At 59.5% G+C, this 21,783-nt stretch carries 17 protein-coding genes and 1 tRNA gene; 8 read left to right on the forward strand and 10 right to left on the reverse strand.

Annotation, left to right across the window (positions count from 1 at the left end):
- Positions 1 to 77 precede the first annotated feature (77 nt).
- Entirely contained in the window at positions 78 to 1,067 is a 990-nt protein-coding gene (gene mgrA / locus C1N62_RS04625; protein WP_137762519.1) for an L-glyceraldehyde 3-phosphate reductase, read from the reverse strand.
- Between the two features lie 275 nt (positions 1,068 to 1,342).
- Here mgrA and C1N62_RS04630 point away from each other — a divergent pair, with 275 nt between their 5' ends.
- Positions 1,343 to 3,013, forward strand: coding sequence for an alpha-keto acid decarboxylase family protein (locus C1N62_RS04630; protein WP_137762520.1), 1,671 nt, complete (start codon positions 1,343 to 1,345; stop codon positions 3,011 to 3,013).
- Here the strand turns inward: C1N62_RS04630 and C1N62_RS04635 are convergent.
- Positions 3,005 to 3,880 (reverse strand): LysR family transcriptional regulator, encoded by an 876-nt coding sequence (locus C1N62_RS04635; RefSeq protein WP_137762521.1) that lies wholly within the window; start codon positions 3,878 to 3,880, stop codon positions 3,005 to 3,007. The genes C1N62_RS04630 and C1N62_RS04635 overlap by 9 nt on opposite strands.
- 92 nt (positions 3,881 to 3,972) lie before the next feature.
- Between C1N62_RS04635 and C1N62_RS04640 the strand changes: the two genes are divergently transcribed.
- From C1N62_RS04640 to glk, 3 genes are all read left to right on the forward strand, one after another.
- The gene (locus tag C1N62_RS04640; RefSeq protein WP_137762522.1) at positions 3,973 to 4,428 is read left to right on the forward strand and encodes a multidrug/biocide efflux PACE transporter; all 456 of its coding nucleotides are present in this window, start codon (positions 3,973 to 3,975) and stop codon (positions 4,426 to 4,428) included.
- A gap of 45 nt (positions 4,429 to 4,473) precedes the next feature.
- Complete coding sequence (locus C1N62_RS04645; protein ID WP_137762523.1) at positions 4,474 to 5,172, forward strand: aspartate/glutamate racemase family protein; 699 nt, start codon at positions 4,474 to 4,476, stop codon at positions 5,170 to 5,172.
- 237 nt (positions 5,173 to 5,409) lie between these two features.
- Positions 5,410 to 6,402: a glucokinase gene (gene glk / locus C1N62_RS04650; protein ID WP_137762524.1), complete on the forward strand. Its 993-nt coding sequence runs from the start codon at positions 5,410 to 5,412 to the stop codon at positions 6,400 to 6,402.
- 57 nt (positions 6,403 to 6,459) lie between these two features.
- On the opposite strand, the gene C1N62_RS04655 is transcribed toward glk, so the two are convergent.
- The 5 genes from C1N62_RS04655 to C1N62_RS04675 all read right to left on the reverse strand — a co-directional run bounded on the left by C1N62_RS04655 (position 6,460) and on the right by C1N62_RS04675 (position 12,981).
- Positions 6,460 to 7,707, reverse strand: coding sequence for a VWA domain-containing protein (locus C1N62_RS04655; protein ID WP_137762525.1), 1,248 nt, complete (start codon positions 7,705 to 7,707; stop codon positions 6,460 to 6,462).
- Between the two features lie 123 nt (positions 7,708 to 7,830).
- A complete protein-coding gene (locus C1N62_RS04660; RefSeq protein WP_137762526.1) occupies positions 7,831 to 9,048 on the reverse strand; it encodes an OFA family MFS transporter in 1,218 nt (405 codons plus the stop codon).
- A 166-nt stretch (positions 9,049 to 9,214) separates the two neighbouring features.
- Positions 9,215 to 9,949, reverse strand: coding sequence for a LytTR family DNA-binding domain-containing protein (locus C1N62_RS04665; protein WP_137762527.1), 735 nt, complete (start codon positions 9,947 to 9,949; stop codon positions 9,215 to 9,217).
- A 25-nt stretch (positions 9,950 to 9,974) separates the two neighbouring features.
- The gene (locus tag C1N62_RS04670) at positions 9,975 to 11,660 is read right to left on the reverse strand and encodes a sensor histidine kinase (RefSeq protein ID WP_137762528.1); all 1,686 of its coding nucleotides are present in this window, start codon (positions 11,658 to 11,660) and stop codon (positions 9,975 to 9,977) included.
- Positions 11,661 to 11,736: 76 nt separating this feature from the next.
- Positions 11,737 to 12,981 (reverse strand): DUF1479 domain-containing protein, encoded by a 1,245-nt coding sequence (locus tag C1N62_RS04675; RefSeq protein WP_137762529.1) that lies wholly within the window; start codon positions 12,979 to 12,981, stop codon positions 11,737 to 11,739.
- A 152-nt stretch (positions 12,982 to 13,133) separates the two neighbouring features.
- On the opposite strand from C1N62_RS04675, the gene C1N62_RS04680 reads away from it, so the two are divergent.
- Together C1N62_RS04680 and alaC are read left to right on the forward strand one after the other, a co-directional pair.
- The gene (locus C1N62_RS04680; protein ID WP_137762530.1) at positions 13,134 to 13,655 is read left to right on the forward strand and encodes a GNAT family N-acetyltransferase; all 522 of its coding nucleotides are present in this window, start codon (positions 13,134 to 13,136) and stop codon (positions 13,653 to 13,655) included.
- Positions 13,656 to 13,822: 167 nt separating this feature from the next.
- Positions 13,823 to 15,058 carry an alanine transaminase gene (alaC, locus tag C1N62_RS04685; RefSeq protein ID WP_137762531.1) on the forward strand — a complete coding sequence of 412 codons (1,236 nt, stop codon included), beginning with the start codon at positions 13,823 to 13,825 and terminating at the stop codon, positions 15,056 to 15,058.
- Positions 15,059 to 16,731: 1,673 nt separating this feature from the next.
- Here alaC and C1N62_RS04695 read toward each other — a convergent pair.
- From C1N62_RS04695 to C1N62_RS04705, 3 genes are all read right to left on the reverse strand, one after another.
- Positions 16,732 to 18,186 (reverse strand): glucosyltransferase domain-containing protein, encoded by a 1,455-nt coding sequence (locus tag C1N62_RS04695; RefSeq protein ID WP_137762532.1) that lies wholly within the window; start codon positions 18,184 to 18,186, stop codon positions 16,732 to 16,734.
- A gap of 847 nt (positions 18,187 to 19,033) precedes the next feature.
- Positions 19,034 to 19,108, reverse strand: a tRNA-Arg gene (locus tag C1N62_RS04700).
- Positions 19,109 to 19,250: 142 nt separating this feature from the next.
- The gene (locus C1N62_RS04705) at positions 19,251 to 20,174 is read right to left on the reverse strand and encodes a formate/nitrite transporter family protein (protein ID WP_137762533.1); all 924 of its coding nucleotides are present in this window, start codon (positions 20,172 to 20,174) and stop codon (positions 19,251 to 19,253) included.
- A gap of 294 nt (positions 20,175 to 20,468) precedes the next feature.
- Between C1N62_RS04705 and ccmA the strand changes: the two genes are divergently transcribed.
- Positions 20,469 to 21,095 (forward strand): cytochrome c biogenesis heme-transporting ATPase CcmA, encoded by a 627-nt coding sequence (gene ccmA, locus C1N62_RS04710; protein WP_137762534.1) that lies wholly within the window; start codon positions 20,469 to 20,471, stop codon positions 21,093 to 21,095.
- Entirely contained in the window at positions 21,095 to 21,754 is a 660-nt protein-coding gene (gene ccmB, locus C1N62_RS04715; RefSeq protein ID WP_137764904.1) for a heme exporter protein CcmB, read from the forward strand. Before ccmA ends, ccmB begins: the two co-directional genes overlap by 1 nt.
- The last annotated feature ends 29 nt before the right edge of the window (positions 21,755 to 21,783 follow it).

Below are 21,783 nucleotides of genomic sequence, written 5' to 3' on the forward strand. Positions count from 1 at the left end.
CGGCATTTGGCAAGGCCAACGTACTGGCCTCGCCAAATAGCGGGCTTATCCGGAAACTTGCCTGTCCAGGTAAGCGCTTACACCAAAATCTCTTCGATGGCGTCCAACTCCTGCTGGCTGAAGGTGCGGTTCTGCAACATGCCGACCGCATCCTCAATCTGGCTGGTTTTGCTGGCGCCAATCAGCACCGAGGTCACGCGGTCGCCGCGCAGCACCCAGGCCAGTGCCATCTGGGAGAGCTTCTGCCCGCGCTGCTGTGCCAGTGCGTCCAGTGCCCGTACCCGCGCCAGCTTCTCGTCTGTCAGTTGGTCTGGATTGAGGAAGCGGCTGCCGCTGGCGGCGCGGGAGTCGGCCGGGATGCCATGCAGGTAGCGGTCAGTCAGCTGCCCACCGGCCAGCGGTGAGAAGGCGATTGAGCCGACGCCGTGCTCCTCCAGCGCATCCAGCAGACCCGCCTCCACGCCGCGCTCAAACATCGAGTACTTCGGCTGGTGGATCAGGCAGGGCGTCCCGAGGTCGGTCAGGATCTCAAACGCCTGCCGTGCCCGCTCCGCCGGATAGTTGGAGAGGCCGACATAGAGCGCCTTGCCCTGACGCACCAGCAAGTCCAGCGCCGCCATCGTCTCCTCCAGCGGGGTATCAGGGTCGGGGCGGTGGTGGTAGAAGATGTCAACATACTCCAACCCCATCCGGGTCAGGCTCTGGTTGAGGCTCGACACCAGATACTTCTTGGAACCCCAGTCGCCATACGGGCCGTCCCACATGGTGTAGCCCGCCTTGGAGGAGATGATCAGCTCATCGCGGTAGGGGCGCAGATCCTGTTGCAGGATGCGGCCAAAATTCAGCTCGGCGGAGCCGGGCGGCGGGCCGTAGTTATTGGCGAGGTCAAAGTGGGTGATGCCCAGATCAAAGGCGCGGCGCAGCAGCTGGCGGCTGTTCTCCAGCAGCGTGGCGTCGCCAAAGTTATGCCACAAGCCGAGTGAGATGGCTGGCAGCTTCAACCCGCTGCGGCCGCAGCGGCGGTACTCCATGGCGTCATAACGCGCCGGGCTGGCTTGGTACACCATATCTGTCCCTTATCGATGAGAGAAAGTCGCGCTGTAGTGTAGACGTTTACATGGCGCGCCAATGCCAGCTGGATCACATCTTAAACAGCCCTGGCAGCTTAACCCCCTGAATCAGAACCGTTCCATTCATCCCGTCAATAGTGTGATCCCGCGCGCCTGCGCCCGCCGTGGCTGTAACGCCCGCTTGCCAATCAATAGGCTGGGAGAAAATTCGCTGCACTCACCGTTTTCACGATACTTAATGCTGGAGTCCAACCATAACGCAGGGGGTCATGATGAGTGAAAGGGGTACCGTCGGGGATTATCTGTTGGCACGGCTGGCAGAGGTGGGCATCCGCCATTTGTTTGGTGTGCCGGGTGACTATAACCTGAAGTTTCTTGACCACGTGATTGACCACCCGCAGATCGCTTGGGTGGGGTGCGCCAACGAGCTGAACGCTGCCTACGCGGCGGATGGCTATGCCCGCCAGCGTGGCGCGGCGGCGCTGCTGACCACCTTTGGCGTCGGTGAGCTGAGCGCCATCAACGGCACCGCCGGCAGTTATGCCGAATATGTGCCAGTGATTCACATCGTTGGCGCGCCGCCGCTGTCTTCGCAGCGCGGCGGGGAGCTGCTGCACCACACGCTGGGGGATGGCGAGTTCGGCCACTTCCTGCGCATGGCGTCAGAGGTGACGGTCGCGCAGGCCAGCCTGACGGCGGAGAACGCGCTAACGGAGATTGACCGGGTGATCGCGGCCGTCCTGCACCAGCGCCGCCCTGGCTACCTGCTGCTGCCGAGCGATGTGGCGGCGTTGCCGGTGGCCGCAATGCCGTTGCCGCTGGCACGCACCGAGGCCGCCTGCTCACCGGAGGCGCTGCACGCCTTCACCGAAGCCGCCGATAACCTGCTGGCGAATGCCGACAGCGTGGCCCTGTTGGCGGATTTTTTGGCCCATCGTTTTGGCGTGGCGGAGTCGCTGAACCGCTGGCTGGCGGCCACGCCGATCGCCAATGCCACGCTGCTGCTCGGCAAGGGAGTGCTGGATGAGCAACACCCGGCGTTCCTTGGCACCTATACCGGGGCGGCCAGCCCGGAACCGGTGCGCCGCCCGTTAGAGGAGGCGGGGGCGGTGATCACCGTGGGCGTGCGCTTCACCGACACCATCACCGCGGGCTTCAGCCATTGCTTGCCACAGGCGAAGCGCATCGATCTCCACCCCTTTATGGCGCAGGTGGGCAATCGACAGTTTAGCCAGCTGCCGATGGCCGTCGCGCTGGCGGCGCTGCAACCGGTGGTGGCCCGCCATCTGGCGCGTTGGCGGCTGCCATCGCTTGGGCGCGTGGCACCCTCTCCGCCCTCGGGGCAGCTCGATCAGCCGGCCTTCTGGCAGGCGATGCAAACCTTCCTGCGCCCCGGCGACATCCTGCTGGCCGATCAGGGCACCACCTGCTTTGGCGCGGCCAGCCTGAGGCTGCCCAGCGGCTGTGACATGCTAGTGCAACCGCTGTGGGGGTCGATTGGCTACACCCTACCGGCGGCCTATGGCGCGCAGATCGCCTGCCCGGCGCGGCGGGTGGTGCTGTTGATTGGCGATGGCGCGGCGCAGCTTACGATTCAGGAGTTGGGATCGATGATCCGCGATGGCCTGCGGCCGCTGATTTTTGTCTTCAACAATCAGGGCTACACCGTTGAACGGGCGATCCACGGCCCGGAGCAGCGCTACAACGACATCGCCGCCTGGCACTGGACGCAGCTGCCGCAAGCGCTGGGGGCAGAGGCCGATCGGGTGACTACGCTGCGCGTCACCGATCCGCCGCAGTTGCGGCAGGCGCTGGCGCAACTGGCGGAGCCGGATCGTCTGGCGCTGGTGGAGGTGGTACTGCCCAAACAGGATGTGCCGGTGCTGCTGCGCGCCGTCACCACAGCCATTGAGCAGCGCAACTGCGGCAAGGCCTCACACTGAGGCAGCCGGCCCGGCGATCAGCTGATCAAGGAACCAACTGCCCGCCGGGCCGGGCAGGTTCTGTTTCGACCACACCACATCCACGTCCACTCGCATCGGCCAGCCCTCGGCGGGCAACGCCACCAGTGTCCCTTTGCCATACTGCTCCACCAGCCAGCGCGGCAGCACGGCCCAACCGAAGCCCTGTTCCGCCATCTCCATCAGCATCAGGTAGCTGGGGGCCGACCAGAACAGCCCGGTGGGTAGGGCGGCCGCGCGGCGGTGATAGAGCGTCAGGCAGAGCTGGCGCGCCGTGCCAAGCTGGGTGGCACTGACGTGCGCCTGTGCCGCCAGCGGGTGGCTGCGGGCGACATAGAGCGCCATCTCCGTCTGCTCCGGCAGGCGCGCATGGGCGATATCCGGCGGGTAGGCAGACAGGCTCTCCAGAATGCCGATGTGCGCCCGTCCCTGTTGCAACAGGTCAGTGACATCCTCCCGTTCGGCAATCATGCATTCGTACTCAATTTCCGGGTAGCGTGTCCCAAAGTGGCCGAGCAGCGTCTCATAGTGGCTGGGGGCATAGGTGTCCGACAGCACCAGCGTCAGGCGCGGCTCCACCGGCTGCCCGAGCCGCACGGCCAGCGCATCCAGCCGTTCGCTGGCGGCCAGAATCGCCTGCACGTGGCTCAGCACTCGCCGCCCCTGTGGCGTCAGCGCCGGGGTGCGGCTGTGGCGGTCAAACAGCGTCAGCCCCAGATCCGCCTCCAGATTGGCGATGGCCGCGCTGATGGTCGATTGGCTCTTGCGCAGCTTGCGCGCAGCCGCCGAGAAAGAGCCAGCATCCGCCGCCTCAACAAAGGCAATCAAAGCTTCAGGAGAGTAGCGCATCAGTGCTCCTATCGTTTTTATCGATGTTAGCCCACTTTGTCCTATCACCGAAAGCGATGATGATGGCGTTCCACGACCAAGAGAGGCTGACCATGAAACCTAAATCCCTGCGTACACGTATTGTCCATGCCATTGGCTTTGAGGTGCTGGCTATCCTGCTGGTTTCACCGCTGGCGGCGTGGATCATGGGGCGACCCCTGTGGCAGATGGGAACGGTAGCAATTGTCCTGTCGCTGATTGCCCTGCTGTGGAATATTAGTTACAACACACTTTTTGACCGCTGCTGGCCGCCGCAGCGGGTGGCCCGTACCCTGTGGGTGAGGGTGGGGCACGCGCTGGGCTTTGAAGGGGGCTTCATTTTGATTGCGCTGCCCGTCACCGCCTGGATCCTCAATGTGTCGCTGTGGCAGGCCCTGATGCTGGAGGTCGCCTTTTTCCTATTTTTTCTGCCCTACACCGTGGCCTACAACGGGTTGTTCGATTTTCTCCACGCGCGGTTGCACCGCCGGGCGCAAAAACAGCACGCGCGCCTCTCCTCGCGCGGCTGAAATTGGGGTATGTTCCGGCATCAGCCTGAACACCTGGAGAGCCACATGAGAACCCTGGGATTACTTGGCGGCATGAGTTGGGAGTCCACCGTGCCGTACTATCGCCTGATCAACCAACAGGTGAAAGCCGAGCTGGGCGGGCTGCACTCCGCCCAACTGATCCTCTACAGCGTCGATTTCCAGCAGATTGAGCAGATGCAGGCGCAGGGGGAGTGGCAGCGCGCCGGGCAGGTGCTGGGCGAGGCCGCCGCCGCCCTGAAGCGCGCGGGCGCGGAGGCGGTGGTGCTCTGTACCAACACCATGCACAAGGTAGCCGATGAGATTGAGCGTCTCGGCGGCCTGCCGCTGCTGCACATCGCCGACGCCACCGGGCAGGCGGTGCAGGCGCAGGGCATCCAGCGGGTGGCGCTGCTGGGCACCCGCTTCACTATGGAGGAGCCGTTCTACAAGGCGCGGCTGGCGGAGCGCTTTGGCCTCGAGGTGGTGGTGCCGGAAGAAGCGGATCGTGAAACCGTGCACCGCATCATCTATCAGGAGCTGTGCCTCGGTATCATCAATGACGCCTCGCGCGCCGCCTATCAGGCAATTATTCGCAAGCTGGAGGCGCAGGGCGTCGGTGGCATCATCCTCGGCTGTACCGAAATTGCGCTGCTGGTGGGCGCGCAGGATGCGCAGGTGCCGGTGTTTGATACCACGGCGCTGCATGCCGCCGCTGCGGTGCGTTATGCACTCGGCGGGGAGTGATTGCTGGAATCGGAATCCTCGTCTTTCCGTAGGAAAAAGAAGCCCCTATTATTTTGCACGCCGTGCCAGTGCGGTGGGGGCTGGATAATTTATCATCGGCAAACGAAAGTCCCGGCTTATTTTTGTGATCAAGATCACTAAAAAGCGGGAGGCCGGTGTATCGGCATTGTTGTTTTGCAGGGGGAAATTTACAGTGTGCGCAGCCAATAACATTCCTTTTCGTGGAGAAGTACCTCAATGAACAAATATTCCCTGGTGGGCGATGTGGGAGGCACCAATGCCCGTCTGGCGCTCTGCGCGCTGGACAGCGGCGAGATCTCCCAGGCCAAGACCTTCTCCGGTCTGGAATTTGAGAGCCTGGAGGCCGTGGTTCGGCATTACCTGGCGGAGCACCCGGAAGCGGTGGTGGAGGATGGCTGCATCGCCATTGCCTGCCCGATCACCGGTGACTGGGTGGCGATGACCAACCACACCTGGGCATTTTCCATTGCGGAGATGAAGCAGAACCTCGGCTTCAGCCACCTGGAGATCATCAACGACTTCACGGCGGTCTCCATGGCGATCCCGATGCTGGGCGAGCAGGATGTATTGCAGTTTGGCGGCAAAAAGGCGCAGGCCGGTAAACCGGTCGCGGTCTACGGCGCGGGCACCGGGCTGGGCGTGGCGCACTTGGTGCAGGCTGGCAACTGCTGGGTGAGCCTGCCGGGCGAGGGCGGCCACGTTGACTTCGCGCCAAACAGCGTGGAGGAGGACATTATTCTGATGCAATTGCGCGGCGAGCTGGGGCACGTCTCCGCCGAGCGCATCCTTTCCGGGCCGGGGCTGGTGAACCTCTACCGCGCCATCGTCAAGGCGGATGAGCGCCTGCCGGAGAACCTGCAACCGAAGGATGTCACCGAACGCGCGCTGGCAGACAGCTGCATTGATTGCCGCCGGGCGCTGTCGCTGTTCTGCGTCATCATGGGCCGTTTTGGCGGCAACCTGGCGCTGAACCTCGGCACCTTTGGCGGCGTCTACATCGCTGGTGGCATCGTCCCGCGCTTCCTGGAGTTCTTCAAGGCGTCCGGCTTCCGCGCCGCCTTTGAGGACAAGGGCCGCTTCAAGGACTATCTGGCGGACATCCCGGTCTACATGATCACCCACGACCAGCCGGGCCTGCTGGGCGCCGGAGCCTACCTGCGCCAGTCGCTGGGCATGCGGTTGCAGCCCCTGCAAGCTGAGTCAGCCTAAATCGCGTAAGGCATAAAAAAGCCGGTCATGATGACCGGCTTTTTTTATCGGCGGCGGCTAGCGCAAAATGCCCAGCCGACGCGCCTCCATTGACCACTGCGCAAACTCCGTCAGCAGCAGGTCGTAGAGCTGGCCGTCATCCATCCGGGCAAAATCATCAATGGCGAAAAAGTCACTGTTATCGACACGGCGATCGGTGAAGTCGTCCAGCTGCTCCAAAATGCCGTAGTTCTGGCCGCCAAGGCCGACGAACTTCCAGAAGATTGGGTAGTGGGCGGAGCGGCGGATTGCCTCCTTGATGGCGCGGGTCTTGCTGATGCCGCCATCGGTAATAAAGACGATGTAGGCCGGGCAGTCACTCCCTTTGAAAGTATCTATGATCTCCTCCATCACCGGCGGCTCATTGTTGACGCCGCCGAGGCCGGGCAGGATCTCGCCCATGCGGCGCTTGCCGATGCCCTGGATCATGTGGATATAGCCATCGAGGTTATCGAGAGTGACGTCCGGGTATTTCTGGTGGCGCTCGCCGAATCCCCACAGCTCCATGCTGCCATCGTCGTCAAACTGCGCCGCCAGCACGGCAATGCGATCCAGAATCGCCTGCACATTCCCCTTCCTGAATTGCTGGGTCATCGAGCCGGAGGCGTCCAGCACAAAGGCGACTTTGGCCTGCATATCCTGCAAGCGGTGCTTGGTCAGACTGACCGTCGCCTTTTTCGCCAGGCTCACCAGCCGGGGCGCGTGCTGCGCCAGCCGCTTCTCCAGATCCACCACGCCGCGCGTGGCCGCTGGCGGAGGGGCCGCCTGATCCACCTCGACGCCAAAGTGGGTGGCCAGCGGCTCCAGCCCGCCATTGAACCCTTGCCCCAGCGCGCGCAGCTTCCAGCCGCCTTGATAGCGGTAGATCTCCGCCAGAATCAGCGCCTTTTCGCTCCGCTGTTGCAACGGCGGGGCAAAGCGGGCGTGGCCGCCGATCTCCAGCGTCAGGTTGGTCAGTTGGGAAAAGGTATCCGGCCCGTCAATCACCAGCGTCAGGGCAATTTTGCTCACGCCAGCATCCACCTGGCGCAGATCGACGGTAAACCGCGCCTGCTCTGGGGCCGTCTCCAGCACCACGCTGCGGTTGGGCGTGGCGGGCTGGTTGAAGAAGATGAAATCGCTGTCGCCGCGCACCCGCTGGTGGGCATCCAGCATAAAGGCCGAGGGGTCCAGCTCGCTGCGGAAGGCGGGCATCCGCTGGTAATTCAGCGTCAGGCACAACGTGGGGTCAGTTAACGGGATATTTTGTCCGGCAGTCAGTTCCATGCTCAATCCTTGGGTGCTGTGTGGAAAGGTCAAGCCAAAGGGAGATTTTTGTCAGGGCAGCGGGGGAATTGCAAGGCGGGGCGAAATAAAAACCGCCCATCAAAGGATGGGCGGCGGGGTGACTCAGGCGTGCTGCCGGGAGGGCAGGGCGCGCGTGGCCGGTTCGGTTTTCGGTGGCTTGATCAGCAGCGTCACCAGCAGCGAGAGCAGCGACATCACGCCAATCACCATAAAGGTGGTGTGGTAGCCGCCGAAGTGGGCGGCGATAAAGGCACCGGCCAGCGCGCCGATGCCGAAGCCTTGATAGACCAGCCCGTAGTTCTTGCTGTGGTTGCGCAGCCCGAAAAAGTCACCAACGATAGCCGGGAAGACGGTGATGTTGCCGCCAAAGCAGAAAGCGATGATGCTGACGCAGACGAAGAACAGCATCGGCGTGAGGCTCATAAAGCTCAGGGTGCTCACGGCCAGCAGCGTCATCAGTAGGGTGAAGCTGATGACGCGCATCCGGCCCACCTTGTCTGAGAGCGCGCCCAAGATGATGCGCCCGGCGGTGTTGAAGATGGCGATGGCGGAGACCGTGTTGGCCGCGGTGGCCAGATCCATCCCGGCCAGCCGCACGCCAATATCCTTCACGATGCCAATCAGGTAGAGGCCGCCCATGCAGGCGGTGAAGAAGATCATAAACAGCAGCCAGGCCTCTTTGGTCGCCAGCATCTCGCGCACGCTGAAGTCACGCCCCAGCCCACTGGCCTGCACCGGTTGGCCCGCTGGCACTTTCTTCTCTTTCAACAGCAACGAACCGGCTGCCACCAGCGCCATCACAATCAGGCCCCAGTAGAGGAACGCTTGTGAGACGCCATGCTCGGCAATCAGGGCGGCGTTGACATACTTGAACAGCAGGCTGCCGGTGCCGAACGCGCCGACCGAGATGCCAGAGATCAGCCCCTTGCGCTCCGGGAACCACTTGATCAGGTTGGAGAGGGTAGTGATGTAGGCGGTGCCGTCCGCAAAGCCGACCACCACACCGGCCAGCAGGTAGAGCTGCGTCAGCGAGGTGGCGTGCGAACTGGCGATCAGGCCGCAGCCGAGCAGCACCCCGGCCAGCAGGGTCAGGCGGCGGATGCCGAGGCGCTCCTGCAAGCGGCCGGCGAACAGCGTGGCCAGCGCCAGCGAGAAGCTGGTGATGGAGAAGGTGGTCGCCACATCGCCCAGCGCCCAGCCGAACGTCTCCACCAGCGGTTGGTTAAACAGGCTCCAGGTGTAGATGGTGCCCAGCCCCATCTGTACCACGATGGTGCCCAAAACAATCAAACCACGATTTACCGGTTTACTGCTGTTCATGCCGGCCTCCCGTTACTGCGCCGAAGGCCCCTCCGGGGCCAAAATTAACAGACCGTTGGCCGCGCTCGGCGCCTGTTGGTCTGCCCACTGAGGCCAGTATAGGGGCGGCTTTTCAAGCAGTGATCGAATCGGGAATGAGATGCCTCCGGGGCGGAATGAAATGCACCTAGATGCGCATCAACTGCCGGAAAGCCTTCACCTTGCTGCGGCTGACCGGCACTTCAAACGGCAAATCGCTCAGGCGCAGGATGTAGGTGTTGTTGAACCAGGGCACAATTTCGCGGATTTTACCGAGGTTGACGCAGTAGGAGCGGTGGCAGCGGAAGAAGAACTCCTCCGGCAGGCGGCTGCAAAACTCGGTGATGTTCATCGGCATGGTGAACACCTCACGCCGGGTAAACACCTGCGTCACCTTCTCCTGCGCGGCGGCGTAGTAGATCTCGTTGATGTCGGTGACGATGATCCGCTCATCCTTGATCAGGTTGATGCTGTGGCTGCTGCGCGCCGGGGAGGGGTGGTCGCCCACGGGCTGGCGGTCGCGCCGGTGATGCGCCTCCAGCTTCTGCAACATGGTGACGATGCGCGCCTCGTGGTAGGGCTTCAGGATGTAGTCGAACGCCTCAATCTCAAACGCCTCGGCGGCGTGCTCCTTGTAGGCGGTGATAAAGACGATATAGGGGCGGTGGGCGAACTTGCTCAGGTTCTGCGCCAGCAGCACCCCATCCAGCGACGGGATGTTGATATCGAGGAAAATGGCGTCCACCGGATTGCCCTGCAAATACTTCAGCACGTCCAGCCCGTCATCGAAACAGCCTGCCAGCTCAATGTCGCTGTGGGCGTTAATCAGGTACTTCAGCTCCTCCTGAGCCAAAAACTCATCCTCAACAATAATGGCTTTCACGGCCCTCTCCCCACTCAATGCGGCGTCAAACCAGAGCGGCGGGGTGCTTGCCACCCTCTCTGGGAATAAAGAATGCGATCTCGGTGCCCGGCTCCAGCCGACGGATGTGCAACCCCTCGCCATACATCAGCGACACCCGGTGGTGCACATTCAGCAGGCCAATCTTATTGCCGGGCATCTCATTGCGCGCCACCCGCTCAATCACCTCTGGGTGGATGCCGTTGCCGGTATCCTGCACCGCGATGCGGATGCGGTCACCGGCGTGCTTGACGCTGATCGACACCACGCCCTTGCCGCGGCAGGGCTGGATGCCGTGCACAATGGCATTCTCCACCAGCGGCTGGATCAGCAGGCTCGGGATCGGCACCGCGATCTCCTCATCCACGTCATACAGCACCGTCAGCTTGCTGCCGAAGCGCGCCTGCTCAATGGCAATGTAGTCCTGCACCTGATGCAGCTCCTTGCGCAGGTCAATCAGCTCGTCGTTCAGCTCGAGGTTGTAGCGCAGGTAACGCGACAGGTTAATGATCAACTGGCGCGCGGTGTCCGGGTTGAGGCGGATCGAGGAGGAGATGGCGTTCAGCGCGTTGAACAGGAAGTGCGGGTTGATCTTGCTCTGCAACGCGCGCATCTCCGCCTTGTTCGCCATCTCGCGTAGCTGTTCGGTGCGCGACACCTCCATCTGGGTGGAGATCATCTGCGACAGCCCGACCGCCATCACCTTCAGCGAGTAGGTGATCTTGTGGGCGCGGCAGTAGTAGATCTTCAGGGAGCCGGTGACCTCGCCCTTTTCCCACAACGGAATGATGATCAGCGAGTGGATCTGCGGGGTGCGGTGCATCTCATCGTTGTTTTTGATGGTGATCTTGCCACGCCGCAGCGTCTCCTTGGTCATGTCGCTGATGATCTCATGGCCAATGTTGTACTGGTCAGCGCCGGTGCCGACGTAGGCCAGCACGTTTTTGGTGTCGGTGATTGCCACGGCGTCCGCCTTGATGTCGCCACGGATGATGTCGCAGATGGTGGTGAGTGAGGCGTGGTTGATGTTGCGGAAGTAGGGCAGCGTCTTGTTGGCGATGTCCAGCGCCAGCTTGGCCTGCCGCGCGGCGATCACCTCCTTCTCATCCTCCACGCTCTGCACCAGCAGCACAATCAGGCCGATGCAGGTGGCACCGAGGATCATTGGCACGGCGATGCGCGAGACAATCTCCAGCCCCAGCGACAGCGGGCTGGCCCACAGTACCACCAGCAGCATGGTCAGGGACTCGCACACCATGCCGGCGGCAATCCCGACGCTCCAGCGCCGCGGCTTGTCAACGCGCTGGTGGATCCAGCCCGACATCAGCCCGGCCACCACGCTGGTGATCAGGCAGGGCACGGCGGTGATGCCGTGCACGTCAATGGCGTAGCGGTGGATGCCGGCGATCAGGCCGGTGATGATGCCGACCCACGGGCCGAACAGGATGCCGCCAGACATCACGGCAATCACCCGCACGTTGACCAGCGACCCCTCGACATTGATGCCGGAGTAGGTGCTGAACAGCGCGAACAGGGAGAAGATGGCGGTTACCGCCGCCCGTTCACGCGGCGTGTGCTGCTCTTTTTGCAACAACTGGCGGAAGGCGCGGGTGCGGGTCAAAAAGAAGAGGCAGATCAACATCAGGGCGGCGCGATCAAACACCGCCAGCAACATCTCAAACATGGAGTGCACGACAGCTTCCCTGTGCGATGACAAGCAGCCACTATAAAGAAAAGCCACCGGCGGCGCCAGCGCCGGTGGCGGGGGGCTATGCCAGACCGAGCTGGCGGCGGCCGCGCGGCGTCAGCGTCTCCTCGGTGGCGCGATCCTGGAAATCAACCTCAAAGTCATCGGCAGCGAAGTCCGGCGGCGAGCGGCCATCGAGGAAACTGGCCGCCTGTCCCGACAGGTAGGCGGCGTTCTTCTCACACCAGGGGGCGGCGGCGATGTACATCACATTGCTGTCAAACTCGCCGTGGTGCTCATTCTCCACCGCGTGCACCACGTCGCAGTGCCAGAACACCGTGTCGCCCGGCTCCAGATCCGGGATCGGCGACAGCGCCTCCAGCAGCAGCGGGTGCCACTTCTCCGACACCGACAGCGCGCGGCCGGGCGCGGCGTCGCACAGTTCATCCTCCGGCACGTCATCCTGCAGGGCGCGCAGCAGGATGTAGGCCATCGCATTGGCAATCGGGATCAGGTTAAGGGTACCGGCATGGGTGCGCTGTGGCGTCAGGGCCGTCCAACCCTGAAAAGTGCGGAACATGGAGCAGACAGCCGGCGAGGGGAACTCGCGCACCTCGGTACGCCCCTCGGCGGCAAAGGGATCGTAGGCGCGCCAGTCGCCGCTGAACAGGTGGCGGTAGACGTGGCGGAACCCCTCATCCAGCCAGCGCTCCAGCGATCCGCCATCCACATGCGGCGACAGGCCGAGGGAGGAGGAGCGCGGCGGCCGGCGGCGGGTGCGGTCAGCGTAACTCACCACCCGCCCGGCATCGAAGTGCTGCGTGCCGTGGCTCTCTGACTGCCACAGCCGGTTGAGGAACACCTGCACTGCCTCCATCCGCTCATGCTGTCGCGCCTCAACCTGCGGGCGTGACCAGTAGATGCCATAGATTTGCGGCTTGCTGGCGGCCAGGGTGCCGAAGTAGTTGTCCTCCGCCGCCTGTTTCAGCCGCTCGACAAAGTTGTTCTGCTCCAGATAGTCGCCGATCATCTGGTTCCAGCGGCGCGCCTTCTCCTGCGGGAAAACGCCACGGATGGCGCAGGCCCCGCGCTGGCGGATCAGGGCTTTCTGCTGCTCGCTGACGCGGCCATGCAGGATATCGTCGGCATCCAGTTGCGGCACCGGGTTCTCGCCGCGCGCCAGCTCAGCGCGGATGGCCGCCACCTGGGCGGCGACATCCTGCTCGACCTGGCGGAAAACCTCCGCATAATCAGGCAGATCGCGCCGCAGTTGCTGTTTGACTTTGCGGATCGCCTCGGGAATGTTATCAATGGTCAACGCCGTCATAGGCTTCTCTCCAGCCGGTAAAAAGGGGAATAGTTGTTGCTCAGACGTTAACCATTATGGAGAGAAGGCCGGCCGAAGAAAAGGAATAACCTTTCGTTCGAAAGTATAAATTCTTCATTTGAAGATCTGTGTCACGTAATCTGGAGAACCCGATGCAACTAGAGACTGCCCGACTGATCCTCTCCCCGCTGACCGAACGCGACTGGCCGCTGTTCCAACAGCTGCAACAGAACCCGCAGGTGATGGCATTTGTCGCTGACCGCCGCGACGAGACGGAGGTGCGCCAACACTTTGAGTCGCGGCTGCCAGCCTGGAACAAAGAGAGCCACCACTGGCTCTGTCTGGTGATCCGGCTGCGCAAAACCGGCGAGGCCATTGGCGTCACCGGTTTTATGCCGGAGTGGGCGCCGTACCGTCAGGCGGAGATAGGCTATATGCTGCTGCCCGCCTTCCAAGGGCAGGGCTACGCCACCGAGTCGCTGAATGCGGTGTGTGATTACGCCTTTGAGCTGGGCTTCCATCGTTTGAAAGCGCTGGTGGTCGAAGGGAACCGCGCTTCGCGCCGGGTGCTGGAGAAGTGCGGCTTTGCGTGGGAAGGCACGCTGCGTGATAACTACCTGCTGGGCGGTGAATGGGAAAATGATTGGCTGCTGGCGCGCATTGCGCCTGAATAATCGGCCATAAACGATAAAAATTTTTTATCAAAAAGTAATGTGATTGTAAAAAGTGGCTTGCCAGCGCCTCGACAGGCGATTTTTGCTGCGATATGGTCAGGTTTCGGCCGCATGAGTGCGGCCCACGTCGCTCGGACGGTCCGGGCGCCTACGTACAAGAGGAAATCATGGCTGAATCCCGCGCATTACGCCGTTTTACCCGTATTGATCGCCTTCCCCCCTACGTCTTCAACATCACCGCTGAACTGAAAATGGCGGCGCGCCGCCGTGGTGAAGACATCATCGACTTCAGCATGGGCAACCCGGATGGCGCCACGCCGCCGCATATTGTGGAGAAGCTCTGCACCGTCGCCCAGCGTGATGACACCCACGGCTACTCCACCTCGCGCGGCATCCCACGCCTGCGCCGCGCCATCTCCCGCTGGTACGCCGACCGCTATCAGGTGGAGATTGACCCGGAGAGTGAGGCGATCGTCACTATCGGCTCGAAAGAGGGGCTGGCGCACCTGATGCTGGCGACGCTGGATCACGGCGACACCGTGCTGGTGCCGAACCCGAGCTACCCGATCCATATCTATGGCGCGGTGATTGCTGGCGCGCAGGTGCGATCGGTGCCGCTGACTGAGGGCGTGGACTTCTTTGGCGAGCTGGAGAGGGCGATCCGCGAGTCGATTCCGCGCCCCAAAATGATGATCCTCGGCTTCCCCTCCAACCCGACCGCGCAGTGCGTGGAGCTGGATTTCTTTGAGCGGGTGGTGGCGCTGGCGAAACAGTATGACGTGCTGGTGGTGCATGATCTGGCCTATGCCGATATCGTCTACGATGGCTGGACGGCTCCCTCGATCATGCAGGTGCCGGGCGCGAAGGATATTGCGGTGGAGTTCTTCACCCTCTCCAAAAGCTACAACATGGCGGGCTGGCGGGTCGGCTTTATGGTGGGCAACCCAGAGCTGGTGAGCGCGCTGGCGCGCATCAAGAGCTACCATGACTACGGCACCTTTACGCCGCTTCAGGTGGCGGCGATCGCCGCGCTGGAGGGAGACCAACAGTGCGTGCGGGACATTGCCGAGCAGTACCGCCAGCGGCGCAATGTACTGGTGCGTGGGCTGCATGAGGCGGGCTGGATGGTCGAGAACCCCAAGGCGTCGATGTATGTCTGGGCGAAAATTCCCGAACCCTATGCCCACCTGGGGTCACTGGAGTTCGCGAAAAAGCTGCTGGCGGAGGCCAAGGTGTGCGTCTCGCCCGGCATTGGCTTTGGTGACTATGGCGATACCCACGTGCGCTTTGCCCTGATCGAGAATCAGGATCGCATCCGCCAGGCGGTGCGCGGCATCAAGGCGATGTTCCGAGCAGATGGTCTGCTGCCAGCCACCCGCCACACCGAGGGTACCAAACCCTGATGCCATCGGGGGCGGCACGCCGCCCCCAGCCTCTCTACTCAAGCAGCATGATGAAGGTGCCCAACCACAGCGCCATCATAAAAGAGAGGCCCATAAACAGATATTTCACATCTCACTCCTGAATACACGCCGGCCACCTGGGTTACGGCGCATCAAAAAAAAACAGCCGGTCAGGCTGCGACGACCCTGAACCTCCCACTGATCCTGCCGCTCTGCGCAGCGCGCGAGGGGTTATATCAGGGAGAAGATCACAGCCCAAAACAGAATACAAAAGGTAAAAATGCACAGCCAGGTCAGGCGACGACTCATCATGTTGATTATCTTGCTGAGAGCGGATGCAGTGAGTATCGGCCGTGCCACCCGAAACTTTAGCGCCCTCACAAAAAAGCAAAAGATTAGCGTTTCTGGATGGATCACCAGTCCATTTATAGAAAAAATATAGTTATGATTGTGACTTATTAGCTTGGTTAAAGCTTTTAACATCTGAAAATTTGGGATAACCGTTGGTTTTTCAACAGTTGTTAGCGCAAAAGGGTTTAGAACATAGACAAACTATTATGAATTTTAATTAAAACTACTCTGCCGATCTGTATAAAATAGAGCGCTCTTATGGTGGTTCCCGACATTGGGAAAAAATTTCAGGCAGGTTGAGGGTCGGATTTCCCTGAATCACCATGAAATTTTTTAATCCTTACACTGCTAAATGGGAGTGGGTGGACAGGATGGCAGGCAGAAATCCCATTTTCCGTTTACGCTTAAAAGGTTACCACGCTGGCCTCGGCTGGCAGCGGGCCTGATGCAGCAGTGTATCCCTTCACCATGGAAAAAGTAGTGGTTCAGTGAGGCAGTACCGAACAAACGCCGCACCAAAAATCAGTGCCGGGTTCGCCCACAAAAAAACTGATAATGGTTTTGCAGGCTGGGGTAGCAATGTCAACACAATGGTCACCGCTTGCGTTATTTCCCAACGCCCGCGTGACGCTTTTTTATGAGTGAGGTACATGAATAATTTTTACTTCATCTGTCAGCATTGTGGAGGTGAAGATTTTGAGTCTTTGGACCAATCTAAAGTTTCTGGTACATCTCCTGTCTATGTATGTTGTGACTGCGGTCATGCAGTAACTCAAGAGGATATTCAAAAGTTTCATCATCTTATCCATGATGAAAGTATTAGTTGGCTGGCGGACTAAATCCAGCGGCAATAACAGCCCAAGCTATTTGCGCGTTATTCATTCAACCTGTTGCCTTGCAGGGATGTGCACTCCTCTTTCGTCACACATTATTTCTCTATACCACCGGGGGTTGCCGCCATCACATGGTTGGGTAACCCTCCGCTATTCTCCCTATCTTTAATGCACCTATTAACCCTGTTTTTATTCTGGTTAACTACCTACCAGTAAAACTGTTCTTTTTTCCGCTGTCTATTGCTGCTAATAATGAACACTATATTTAAAATGGACGTATTAATTTCTCCAAATGATATCAGAGATAAACCGGTTTTTACTGAAATGTCGTTAAATATTGGGATGGTATCGGTTCACGCGTGCATTTCTGCCCGAATATGACGAGAAACCTTGTTGAACAGGTGGGGCCAGTAAATAGGGCCTGACTGTGCATAGCGTCAGGCCCTATTGCAGAGCGAGAGAAGCCATGTCAGCTTCTCCAGCACGTGCTTACCGGTTATAGGGACTCAACACCGGGCCAATCTTCACGATGACCACGCCCTGTTTCATTGCTACGGCATTGCGGTTAGGCCATGACGCCATGTCTGTGCCGTCAGCGATAGCCCGATCAACCTGCTCAGGTGAGGGGCGCAGGAAATCGGCAATGTTGCTGATCTTAAAATAGTTATAGATACGATTATTATTGCCGCCATCCCAACGGAAGAATGATGCGCCAAAGGTATCAGCCCTGGGCAGTTTCCAGATGTTTTTAGGCTCATAGGCACCATAGAAAAAGACCGGGTTTTTATCAATATCGAACTGTGGATACTTCTGGTAGATCGTATCCAGCATCATTTTTGCCGCATGTTCATCGCTGGCCCGAGCCATGTAATCACTATAGAACAGTTGGTTAGAAGCCGCAGAGCCGCAGGCAAGCAGAATGGCGCATACAGCTATGCCCAAGGTTTTACTGCGCAGGGCCATAATAGCCAGCGTAATTAATCCGGCAAACACCGCAGGCAGTTGCGTCATGGTGCGCGGTGGCAGATAGGAACCCAACAGCACATTCAGGATAAAAGGCGACGCCAAAGCCGCCAGGGAGAACAGGGTGATATAAAACGCTCTCCGGCCTGACCAGAAGGAGGCCAGGATAATTATCACAAAGGCGAGCAGGGTAACGGAGAACATGCGCAGCCCATAGGGGGCTGGTGCTGAGAAATAGTTGGCAATCAGGTACAGGACTTCATGCACGATGGTGTGGGTATCATGCTTGCCCCAGCCTATCATGGCGGACAGGTAACTTGAGGCGGAGGTGTGATAGAGCGCGATAAGGAATTTAGTGATTAGGCTGTTAAAGACCAGTGACACGCCTACCAGCACGATATAGAGAGCAATCTGTTTAAAGCACGCTTTGGGCGTAATCTCATTACGATAAAAATCAAACGCCATTCGGATACAGATCAGCGATGCGCCAATCAGGAATAGGGATTGATAAACCGAAAGGGTAACGATAGTCAGCGCCACAAAAGCGGCAGCGTTTTTAATACCGCCTTTGCCTGCAAAATGCATCGACGCCGCACAGCTCAAGATCGCCAGCGCCACTGTTTCCGCCTGATTTTGGAACTCGAACTGATAAGCCAGCTGCGGGAGGGCAGCAATCAGAACGGAGAAAAAGATCGCATGCAGCGTATCCAATCTCAGATAACGGCAGATCACGACGGAGGCAAAAGACATCAGAATCAGTGCCAATGCCAGGGTGAAAAAAGGGGCATAGGGTTCAGGAAAAATGAATTCACGCAACAATGCATGGCCCCACCGGCCGGTAGTCAGGGTGGCCATAACGTTATCGGTATTTTCCTCGTCGATAGAGAGGGTGAAATGGGTCAGCTCAAACCCATAAACCAGAATATAGGAGAGAATAGCCGCGAAAAATGTGTACCAGGTCGCCCGGTCAAGCTTGTTCATATTTTATCCATGCACTGAAGTTATCAAATTAATAAGAATTTTCTGATGCTCTGCTTATAAAGATTTTTGTGATGACCCTACTGGTCATTGCTAAGTGCCATACCCTAACCAGTTAACATCTTGAACATCTGAGGCTGACCAGATAGTTATCATACTGATTTTATTGGATTAGCTTTATGGCAATGCCTTAGCAGGTTGAAAATCGACATCTTATTGTAAGCAATGAGTAAAAAAATGGTGAAAAATTGTCGCCGTTTTGCATTTACCCAAAGAAGGGGGACACTGTCAATGAGACGTGAAGCCTGAGTGGCAACGATCTGAGTGTCGGGGAGGAGAGTTAGCTATTCTCCGATTGCAAGGAGAGGCATTAGGGCCGCAGTGTGAGGATGGGAACCCACACCATCCACCAGCCTATTATTGATGAGGGGAGTAAATACCTACTTAAATGAGCAATCCCTATCAGCTTTAAAGCTTTATAAGGACGCTGTTATCTCGCGACTTTTACACGGCATATTTGATTATGGATGGATTGGACGGATAAAAATAAGGGTAAAAGAATCGACTTGAAAGGATTAAACATCACTTTTTATCTACAACATTAATTTTTTCATCGAGTTAATTAAGAGGTTTGTGCCGGGCTTAACAACATTAGAAAAAGAGAGTGTTCAGATAAATAATGAGTTTTTTTATAAACAGGAGAAAGTTGGGAATGGTTCCCCACTCAATTGGCGCTTGAAAGGCGCAGTAAGGGTTTCAGGCGTTGCAGTAGATAATGGCGACATGCTTTAAAGCTAAAGTACACAGTGAGAGCAGAAACAGATAGAGAAGCAGGTAGGCAGTAACTAAGTGGCGTCCCCTGCAGGAATCGAACCTGCAACTAGCCCTTAGGAGGGGCTCGTTATATCCATTTAACTAAGGGGACAACCGGACAGCGTGGGGCCGTCCGGCGGGCATTATACCCATTTTTTGCTGGTGTATAAGCGTTGGTCGGTGCGTTTGCTTATTCCCTCGCCACTTTTGGGCGCGGGGGGCGCGCTGGCCCGTGCACGTTACCGCTGCTTCTCTTACTCTTTTTCGCGCTTTTTCTGCTCCGCCTTGGCTTTGGCCTTGGCTTCCGTGCTCATGTCATTGCGGATCTGTGCATGGCTGATCATGGCGAAGATAAAGGTGCCGCCGATGATGTTGCCAAGCAGTACCGGGATGGCGAAGGGGAAGAAGAACTCGTACCACGGGATCACGCCAGCGAACACCAGATAGAGAATCTCCACCGAACCCACCACGATATGCGTCAGGTCGCCAATCCCCACCAGATAGGTCATCAGCACGATGATCCATAGCTTGGCGGCCCCGGCGGAGGGGAACATCCAGACCATGGTGGCAATCAGCCAGCCAGAGAGGATGCCCTTGGTAAACATCTCCCCGGCACTGTTCTGCATCACCTCCTCACTGACGGCAATAAAGGCACGGTTGAGCGGCTCATCAAAGACGGGCAGGTAGTGGAAGGCCAGCGCCGCACAGGCACCGCCAATCAGGTTGCCGAGTAGCACCCAGCCCCAGAGCCGGAACAGCATCCCCAGGTTGTTGAGCGTCGGCTTGTGCATCACCGGCAGCACCGCCGTCACGGTGTTCTCGGTAAACAGCTGCTGGCGCGCCATGATGACGATGATAAAGCCAACGGTGTAACCGAGGTTCTCCAGGAAAAAGCGCGCCGGGGTGTCGGGCAGCTCGGCGTGCACAATCCCCTTCGCCAGCAAGGAGGCGGCAATCGACAGGCCCGCGGCAATCGCTGACCAGAGCAGCGCCATGCTGTCACGCTCCAGCTCCTTCTCTCCCTCCATGCGGATCTGCTCGTGGATCGCTGCCGCCCGTGACGGCAGGTTCTCCTCATCCACCTCTATCTCGGTGCCTTGCTCCTCCTCTTCACTGTCCACGTTCTGCTCATCATCAGGCTCGCCATGCTGGCGTGGGTTATTTTTTTGCTGCGTCATAAAGGTTCCCATAAGGTGAAATGCCCGCCTGACCGGCGGGTGAAAGGGCAGGGCGCAGGCCCTGTGGCTTAAGCATAGGTGATTTCACAAACGGTGCTGGGGCGGTGCATAAAGCGTTACCAGAATTAATAAAAAAAGTAACAGGATCTTAACTTTGAGGAAAAACTCACCATTGTGGGCAAGATTGGATGGAATCGGTTCTGACTGATAGGCAAACCCTGCCAAGGCAGGCTACGAGCGCCTTGCGGCTTGTGCTATGATTCGCGCTCCCAAAAAAAGAGGCGAGTTTTCCCAATGCTTGAAGCCGTGCAACTGAGCTGCGTCCGTGATGAGCGGAGCCTGTTCAGTCAACTGAGTTTTAACATTACCGCAGGCGAGATCGTTCAGGTTGAAGGCCAGAACGGCGCCGGGAAGACCACGCTGTTACGGATTATGGCCGGGCTGGCGCAGCCGGAGAGCGGCGAAGTGCGCTGGCAAGGTGAACCGGTACGCAAGGCGCGTGACACCTTCCACCGCCAGATGCTGTTCCTTGGCCACCAGCCGGGCGTGAAGTCACTGCTGACCCCTTTTGAGAACCTGGCGTTCTATCAGTCGGCGATAGGTAAACCGGATCACCCGGCGATCTGGCAGGCGCTGGAGCAGGTGGGGCTGCTGGGCTATGAGGAGGTGCCGGTGGCGCAACTCTCGGCTGGCCAGCAGCGTCGGGTGGCACTGGCGCGGTTGTGGCTGAGTCAGGCCACGCTATGGGTGCTGGATGAGCCGCTGACCGCCATCGACCGTCAGGGCGTGGCCTCGCTGGTGGCGCTGTTTGAGCGGCAGGCGGCGCGCGGTGGCATGGTGCTGCTCACCACCCATCAGGATCTGCCGGGCGTGCGGCAGGCCGTGCGCAGCATCCGCCTGACCCAGACGGAGCCTGCATGATGTTTGCCGTATTGTTGCGGCGTGAACTGACGCTGGCCTTCCGCCACCGCGCGGAGATCGTCAACCCGCTCTGGTTTTTCCTGATTGTCATTACGCTCTTCCCGCTGGGCATCGGCCCGGAGCCGCAGTTGCTGGCGCGCATCGCCCCCGGCGTGGTGTGGGTCGCGGCGCTGCTGGCGGCGCTGCTGTCGCTGGAGCGGCTGTTCCGCGACGACTTTATGGATGGCTCGCTGGAGCAGTTGCTGCTGCTGCCAACGCCGCTGCCAGTGACGGTGGCGGGCAAGGTGTGCGCCCACTGGCTGGTGACGGGTTTGCCGCTACTGCTGCTCTCACCGCTGGCGGCGCTGCTGCTGTCGCTGGACATGGCCACCTGGCGGGCGCTGGCGCTGACGCTGCTGCTCGGCACGCCGACCCTGAGCTTTATTGGCGCCATCGGCAGTGCGCTGACAGTGGGGCTGCGCAAGGGCGGGGTACTGCTGAGCCTGCTGGTGTTGCCGCTCTACATCCCGGTGCTGATCTTTGCCAGCGGCGCGGTGGAGGCGGCGGCCAGCGGCCTGGCGATTGATGGCTATCTGGCGGTGCTGGGGGCGATGCTGGCTGGCAGTCTGACGCTGGCTCCCTTCGCCACCGCCGCCGCGCTGCGCATCAGCGTGCACTGATTTGACAAGCTTGCCCGGTTCGCGCCGGG

It is taken from the genome of Nissabacter sp. SGAir0207, assembly GCF_005491205.1.
In the GTDB taxonomy this organism is placed as follows: Bacteria; Pseudomonadota; Gammaproteobacteria; order Enterobacterales; family Enterobacteriaceae; genus Chimaeribacter.

What these genes read in the sequence shown, in the direction of transcription:
- C1N62_RS04680 (WP_137762530.1), top strand. Translation starts at nt 13,134, where the DNA reads ATGCAACTAGAGACTGCCCGACTGATCCTCTCCCCGCTGACCGAACGC.
- ccmA (WP_137762534.1), top strand. Translation starts at nt 20,469, where the DNA reads ATGCTTGAAGCCGTGCAACTGAGCTGCGTCCGTGATGAGCGGAGCCTG.
- C1N62_RS04660 (WP_137762526.1), bottom strand. Translation starts at nt 9,048, where the DNA reads ATGAACAGCAGTAAACCGGTAAATCGTGGTTTGATTGTTTTGGGCACC.
- C1N62_RS04695 (WP_137762532.1), bottom strand. Translation starts at nt 18,186, where the DNA reads ATGAACAAGCTTGACCGGGCGACCTGGTACACATTTTTCGCGGCTATT.
- mgrA (WP_137762519.1), bottom strand. Translation starts at nt 1,067, where the DNA reads ATGGTGTACCAAGCCAGCCCGGCGCGTTATGACGCCATGGAGTACCGC.
- C1N62_RS04705 (WP_137762533.1), bottom strand. Translation starts at nt 20,174, where the DNA reads ATGACGCAGCAAAAAAATAACCCACGCCAGCATGGCGAGCCTGATGAT.
- glk (WP_137762524.1), top strand. Translation starts at nt 5,410, where the DNA reads ATGAACAAATATTCCCTGGTGGGCGATGTGGGAGGCACCAATGCCCGT.
- C1N62_RS04635 (WP_137762521.1), bottom strand. Translation starts at nt 3,880, where the DNA reads ATGCGCTACTCTCCTGAAGCTTTGATTGCCTTTGTTGAGGCGGCGGAT.
- C1N62_RS04640 (WP_137762522.1), top strand. Translation starts at nt 3,973, where the DNA reads ATGAAACCTAAATCCCTGCGTACACGTATTGTCCATGCCATTGGCTTT.
- ccmB (WP_137764904.1), top strand. Translation starts at nt 21,095, where the DNA reads ATGTTTGCCGTATTGTTGCGGCGTGAACTGACGCTGGCCTTCCGCCAC.
- alaC (WP_137762531.1), top strand. Translation starts at nt 13,823, where the DNA reads ATGGCTGAATCCCGCGCATTACGCCGTTTTACCCGTATTGATCGCCTT.
- C1N62_RS04675 (WP_137762529.1), bottom strand. Translation starts at nt 12,981, where the DNA reads ATGACGGCGTTGACCATTGATAACATTCCCGAGGCGATCCGCAAAGTC.
- C1N62_RS04630 (WP_137762520.1), top strand. Translation starts at nt 1,343, where the DNA reads ATGAGTGAAAGGGGTACCGTCGGGGATTATCTGTTGGCACGGCTGGCA.
- C1N62_RS04655 (WP_137762525.1), bottom strand. Translation starts at nt 7,707, where the DNA reads ATGGAACTGACTGCCGGACAAAATATCCCGTTAACTGACCCCACGTTG.
- C1N62_RS04645 (WP_137762523.1), top strand. Translation starts at nt 4,474, where the DNA reads ATGAGAACCCTGGGATTACTTGGCGGCATGAGTTGGGAGTCCACCGTG.